Raw genomic sequence first — 5862 nt, 5'->3', positions numbered from 1 at the left:
CGGCGCCGTGGCCGACCTGCTGGCCTACGAACCGCGCCCGTCGTCACCGGCGCCCACCCAGGCCGACCGCGACGCCTTGGCCGCCCGGGTCCTGGCCATCACCGCGGTCACCGCCCGACACGCGCTGACCCGGATACCGTTCGCCGACGGCAACCGACCCTTGCTGATCGGCCGCTACGCCGAATTCGCCCTCGACGCCCTCGACCCCAGCCGCGACCGCGACAGCGCCCTGAACCAGATCGCGTCCTTCCACCCGCCCACCAACCCCACCACGCCGGTCGAGCACCTCGAGGCCGCGCTGCGCGGCTGGGCCGACGCCGCCCGACACGAACTGACCCGGCCCATCCCGTCGACCGCGGTCCTGGCCAACATCGCCAGCCAAGGCATCCACCTGTATGCCGTCGCCGACCAGATCACCCTCGCCCAGGCCGACCTCGGCCACCTCCCCACCCGCCAGGCCGCCCTGGCACGACGCGAGTTCCGAACCACCGCCGCGCAACTCGACCAACTCGGCAGGCAGTGGAACACCGTCACCACGCTCCAACCGCCAACCCACACCTACGTGACCGCTACGGAGAGGATGAGTGACACCCTGTTCGAGCTGACCCACCACGGCATCCACCAACGGGCCAGCGCCGACCTGGCCGCGCGGATCGACCTGAACCAAGCGATGGTCGAGTTGCGCTACGGCGCCACCGACCTACGCGACTTCATCCAGATCGCCGTCCCACTTCCCCTTCGCCTGGCGAGCTCCGAGCTCCTCTTCGCTCCCGCACGAGCGCTACGCCACACGCCCGAACGACTCCACGCCGTCAAACACGGCCACTATCTCGCTGCCGACTCTCGTGACATCACCGCGCTGAGAGTGTCGGCCCGGGACGCGGCTCACGCCGCCCGGCGAGGACACGCTGCCTTGTCACGCGCGGCCGCGCCCGATCCACCGCTGGGACACGGCCTCTCAAGGGGACCGGTCACACCGGTGGCCACGCCCGAGCTGTAACAGGCGGAGGTCCTTGCGGCCGGGCCTAGTGGTCCGTCTCGCTATTGGTTAACCACTTCGTCGAGCCGGGTCCGTGCGCGGCGTACCTTGGCCAGGATTGACTCCGCGGTGGCGGTCCACACGAAGGGTTTGGGTTCTTCGTTGTGGGCCTCGAGGTATTCCTCGATGGAGGTGATCAGGTCGGGCACGGAGTTGAAGCTGCCTCGGCGCAGCGCCTTGTCGGTGAGGTCGCGGAACCACCGTTCGACCAGGTTCAGCCAGGACGAGGAGGTGGGGATGAAGTGCAGGTGGAAGCGTTTGTGCCGGCGTAACCACTGCTTGATCGTCGGGTGCTTGTGGGTGCCGTAGTTGTCCAGGATCACGTGCACGTCTTGGCTTTTGGGCACTTCGGCGTCGATCACCTTCAGGAACTTGAGGAACTCCTGGTGCCGGTGCTGGGGCAGGCAACGGCCGGTGACCTCGCCGGTGAGAACGTTCAGCGCAGCGAACAACGTCGTCGTCCCGTTGCGTTTGTAGTCGTGGGTCATCGTCGCATTGCGGCCCTTGGTCATCGGCAGCGAGGGCTGGGTGCGGTCCAGCGCTTGCACTTGCGACTTCTCGTCCACGCAGAACACCACGGCACGGTCGGGAGGGTCGAGGTACAGACCGACCACGTCCGTCAGCTTTGCCTCGAAGTCTGGATCGTTGGACACCTTGAAGGTGTCGACCAGGTGCGGCTTGATCCCCAAGTTGTGCCAGATCCGTTGCACCGTGGCCGAACTCACGCCCTGATGAGCGGCCATCGTCCGACACGACCAGTGGGTCTGCCCCTTGGGTTTGGTCCGCAACGTGTCGTGCACGATCTGCTGCACCTTCTCCTCGGGGATTGAGGTCTTGCGCCCCCGCCCAGCGCGTACCTGTCCGAGTTTGGCCAGCCCCTCGACGGCGAATCGCTCCCGCCACGCGCGCACGGTCACCGGCGTCACCCCAACCTGCACCGAGATACGCGTGTTGGCAACCCCATCGGCAGCCAGCAGCAGCGCCTTGGCCCGCTGCACCTGCCGATGCGGCGCCGCCTGCGAACGGGACAACACCTCCAACGCCTCACGCTGACCAGCCGACATCTGCAACGGGGACGCGGGTGAGCTCATAAACGCCAGTCTACCAACGCACCACCCAGTTATTTGCGAGACGCACCACTAGCATGTCGTCATGAGGCTGCTTCCGGTGGTGCTGGCCCAGTCCCCGGCGCGGGATCCGAAGACCGCGACCGGTGAGCTGCGAAGCGAAGTCGCGACTCTCCACGCCGAGTTCCCGCAGGCCAAGGCCTTCATCTATCCCGAGTACCACACCTGCAGGGTCTCCAGTCTGCCGAACGAGCGGCGGGCCGCCTACGAGCAGGTCGCCGAGCCTCTGGACGGCCCGCGCGTCACCGCGTTGTGCGCCGCCGCGGCCGAGTCCGGCATCTGGCTCGTGGCCGGCACCGTCATCGAGAAGGGGCCGCGCGGAGAGCTGTTCAACACCGCGGTCGTGTGCTCGCCCGCCGGTGAGCTGGCCAGCTACTACCGCAAGGCGTTCCCGTGGCGACCCTTCGAGCCCTTCACGCCCGGCACCGGATTCACCGTCTTCGACATCCCGGACATCGGCCGGGCCGGTCTGGCGATCTGCTACGACCTCTGGTTCCCCGAAGTCGCCCGACAGCTGGCGTGGATGGGCGCCGAAGTCATCGTCTACCCCACCCAGACCTCCACCAGCGACCGCGACCAGGAACTGGTCCTGGCCCAGGCCGCCGCGATCGCCAACCAGGTCTTCGTCGTCTCCGTCAACGCGGCCATGCCGGACGGCGTCGGGCGCAGCATCATCGCCGACCCGGAAGGCATCGTCCGGGTCGCCGCGCCCAGCGAGGCCCCGGCCGTCGTGACCGACGTCCTCGACCTGGACGCCGTCACCCGCGTCCGCACCCTGGGGACCAGGGGCCTGAACCGGATGTGGAGCCAGCTGCGCGCAGGCGACCCGCCCCTGCGGCTGCCGGTCTACGGCGGCGCGATCGACCCAGCCACATGGCATCCACAGCGAAGAGGCGAGAGCGATGAGTGACGCCACCGCGACACCGACCCGGCCGGACCTGGAGCGAAGCCTCACCTTGTGGCCGATCGTGCTGTTCGGCATCGCCTACATCACCCCCTTCATCGTGCTCACCACCTTCGGGGTGTTCTCCGCCGTCAGCCACGGCACCCTGGCGGCCTCGTATGCGATCACCACCGTGGCAGTGCTGTTCACCGCAGCCAGTTACGGCAAGATGGCCCGGTTGCACCCCAGTGCCGGTTCTGCCTACACCTACACCCGGCGGGTCATCGACGACCGACTCGGCTTCATGGTCGGCTGGGCCACCCTGCTGGACTACTTCTTCCTGCCCATGGTCGTCTGGCTGATCGGCACCGCCTACCTGACCGCCCAGTTCCCCGCCGTGCCCGGCGTCGTGTTCCTGATCGGGTTCATCGTGCTGACCACCGCCCTGAACATCGTGGGCATCAAGCTGGCCACCCGCGCCAACCTGATCCTGATCGCCTTCGAGGTGCTGATCCTCGCGTTCTTCGTCGCGTTCTCCCTGCGGCACGTGATCGACATGAACGGACCCGGCGCGATCCTGTCCGCCAGCCCGTTCTGGAACGCGGGCTCCACGATCGGCGCCGTCTCCGCCGGAGCCGCCCTGACCGCATACAGCTTCATCGGCTTCGACGCGGTCAGCACCTTCGCCGAGGAAGCCGTCGACCCCCGCAAGACCATCCCCCGCGCCATCATCCTCACCGCCCTGGTCGCCGGAGTCATCTTCGTCTTCGTCGCGTATGTCGTGCAGCTGGTCCACCCCTCCGGCCACTTCGCCGACCCCGACAGCGCACCGCTGGACATAGCCAAAACCATCGCCGGCAACCTGTTCGGCTCCATCTTCCTGGCCACCGTGATCCTGGCCCAGTTCGCCGCCGGCATACCGATCCAGGCCGCCGGCACCCGGCTCATGTACGCGATGGGACGCGACGGTGTCCTACCCCATCGGTTCTTCGCCTACGTCTCCCCACGCTTCCGCACCCCCGTGCTCAACCTGCTGCTCACCGGCGCCGTCGGGTTCATCGCCATCGCCTTGAGCGTGTCGACCTCCACCTCGTTCATCAACTTCGGCGCCTTCTGCGCGTTCGCGTTCGTCAACATCTCCGTCGTCGTCGCCTACGCCAAGGCCCTGCGCGCCGGCGACCGGCCCAACCCCCTCACCTGGGTGCTGTTCCCCCTCATCGGACTCGCGTTCATCCTCTGGCTGTTCACCCACCTCGACAAGGCCGCCCTCATCCTCGGCGGCATCTGGGCCATCATCGGCTTCTGCTGGCTGCTCGCCCTCACCCGCGGGTTCAAGCTCGCCACGCCCGAGATGGACCTCAACGAGGAGGCCGAACCCGAACCCGCCCCCTGAGGTTTCGCGTCGATACGGGCCACGGCGCGACCGGATGGTGCCCCATGCCGCCGGTAGTCACTGACAGACGCCGACGTGGCGCCGAAGAGACCAGGAGGTACCCATGGACCAGCTGTTGTCAGTCGAACAGGCCGCCGAGCTGCTCGGCACGACCGTGCGCTTCCCGCGACGCCTCGTCGCGGAGCGCCGCATCACCTTCGTGCACGTCGGACGGCACGTCCGCATCCCCCGTTCGGCGCTCGAGGAGTTCATCCACCAGGGCACCGTCGAGGCGTCCCGCAGCGCCGCCTCCTGAGGTGACTCCTGCCACAGAATAAAATGGGGATAAAGTGGGGATGGCTCCGGACACAACGAAGCCGCAGGCCTGTGACCTGCGGTTTTGCTCCCCCGGCTGGACTCGAACCAGCAACCCTTCGGTTAACAGCCGAATGCTCTGCCAATTGAGCTACAGGGGAATGGGATGGTGCTCGGCGCTGCGGCGGTAACTGTAGCAAAGAAGGCACCTCGCAACTAAACCGGTCGGGCCTCTCGGTTCCTGCGCAGGACCGGACCTCGTGGCCCCGGCGCTCACTCCTCGCGCGGCAACCCGACCTGTTCGCGCAGGTCGTCCAGGACGGACCGGACCTGTGCCATCACCCGGGGGTCGTCGGCCCGGATGCCAGGACCCAGGACGGTCTGGCTGAGCAGCTCACGGGTGGCCAGGTCCTGCCGGATCACGGCTCTCCCCCGCCGCCGCGGACCCAGGTCGAGCACCGACGACAGCACGACGCTCGCCTGCACGCGTTCGCGCAGGGTCTCCGGCAAGAGGGTCTGCTGCTCGCCGAAGCTCCACTGCGTCGGTCGGCGGCCATCGACCCACGTCACGGTGAGCGCCGACGTCTCGTCCTGCCACACACCGGTATCGACCTCGTGCCACGGCCGGCGCCACCGCAGCTCCCCTTCCGGCGAGACCACGGCGATCGCCCAGTTGGTCGCCACGACATGGTCACCGGTGGTGGCGTCGGTCGCGAACTGCAGCACCCGCTCCCCCTTGCCGAGCCCGAGCGCCTCGACCGCAGGCGTGGCCAACCGGGGTTTGGCCGCGCGCCGGCGGATCAACCCCATCAGCCGAGCCTCGAGCGGAGCGCCGCAAGGCTGCGCTGCAGCGTCTGCAACTGCTCGCTCAGGTGGCGAGCCTGCGAGGGGTCGGCGCCTCCGGAGTCCATCCGACGAAGGGTCGACAGCGCCTCACCGATCTGCCGGTTGAGCCCGACCTCCTGCACCTTCACGAGCAGCTCCTCCAGGTAGCGACGGTCGGGCAGCCCGGTCGACGCGTCGAATCGCGCGGGCAACGGCGCCACCGCCAGCTCACTGACGAGCGGACGCACCGCTGCCGGCGCCTGGTCGGCCACGGCTCCCGCCCAAGCGGCTGCGGTGGTGG

The 5862-nt window shown here is 68.2% G+C and carries 6 protein-coding genes, 1 tRNA gene and 1 pseudogene; 4 read left to right on the top strand and 4 right to left on the bottom strand.

All coding sequences use genetic code 11. The features are described 5' to 3' along the window. On the top strand, positions 1–1000 hold a 1000-nt coding region (locus FRW57_RS23350; RefSeq protein ID WP_162529385.1), incomplete at its 5' end, for a hypothetical protein. 41 nt (positions 1001–1041) lie between these two features. Here the strand turns inward: FRW57_RS23350 and FRW57_RS16075 are convergent. Beyond that, complete coding sequence (locus FRW57_RS16075; protein ID WP_152186468.1) at positions 1042–2130, bottom strand: IS630 family transposase; 1089 nt, start codon at positions 2128–2130, stop codon at positions 1042–1044. A gap of 61 nt (positions 2131–2191) precedes the next feature. Between FRW57_RS16075 and FRW57_RS16070 the strand changes: the two genes are divergently transcribed. The 3 genes from FRW57_RS16070 (at position 2192) to FRW57_RS16060 (ending at position 4737) form a co-directional block, all read left to right on the top strand. After that, positions 2192–3076, top strand: a complete 885-nt coding sequence (locus FRW57_RS16070; RefSeq protein ID WP_137121697.1) for a carbon-nitrogen hydrolase family protein — start codon at positions 2192–2194, stop codon at positions 3074–3076. Beyond that, positions 3069–4442, top strand: a complete 1374-nt coding sequence (locus FRW57_RS16065) for an APC family permease (protein ID WP_152186467.1) — start codon at positions 3069–3071, stop codon at positions 4440–4442. The genes FRW57_RS16070 and FRW57_RS16065 overlap by 8 nt, the downstream gene beginning before the upstream one ends. 103 nt (positions 4443–4545) lie before the next feature. Next, positions 4546–4737, top strand: a complete 192-nt coding sequence (locus FRW57_RS16060; RefSeq protein ID WP_152186466.1) for a helix-turn-helix domain-containing protein — start codon at positions 4546–4548, stop codon at positions 4735–4737. Positions 4738–4824: 87 nt separating this feature from the next. Here the strand turns inward: FRW57_RS16060 and FRW57_RS16055 are convergent. From FRW57_RS16055 to FRW57_RS16045, 3 genes and pseudogenes are all read right to left on the bottom strand, one after another. After that, positions 4825–4897, bottom strand: a tRNA-Asn gene (locus FRW57_RS16055). Positions 4898–5009: 112 nt separating this feature from the next. Continuing rightward, entirely contained in the window at positions 5010–5546 is a 537-nt protein-coding gene (locus tag FRW57_RS16050; RefSeq protein ID WP_137121694.1) for a hypothetical protein, read from the bottom strand. After that, positions 5546–5862 (bottom strand): annotated as a pseudogene (locus FRW57_RS16045) (DNA primase); the annotation flags it as partial. The gene FRW57_RS16050 and the pseudogene FRW57_RS16045, both read right to left, overlap by 1 nt.

This window comes from Segeticoccus rhizosphaerae (assembly GCF_009192725.1).
Taxonomy (GTDB): domain Bacteria; phylum Actinomycetota; class Actinomycetes; order Actinomycetales; family Dermatophilaceae; genus Segeticoccus; species Segeticoccus rhizosphaerae.
The sequence above is the reverse complement of the archived record's forward strand: the minus strand, read 5'-3'. Positions and strand labels throughout refer to the sequence as shown.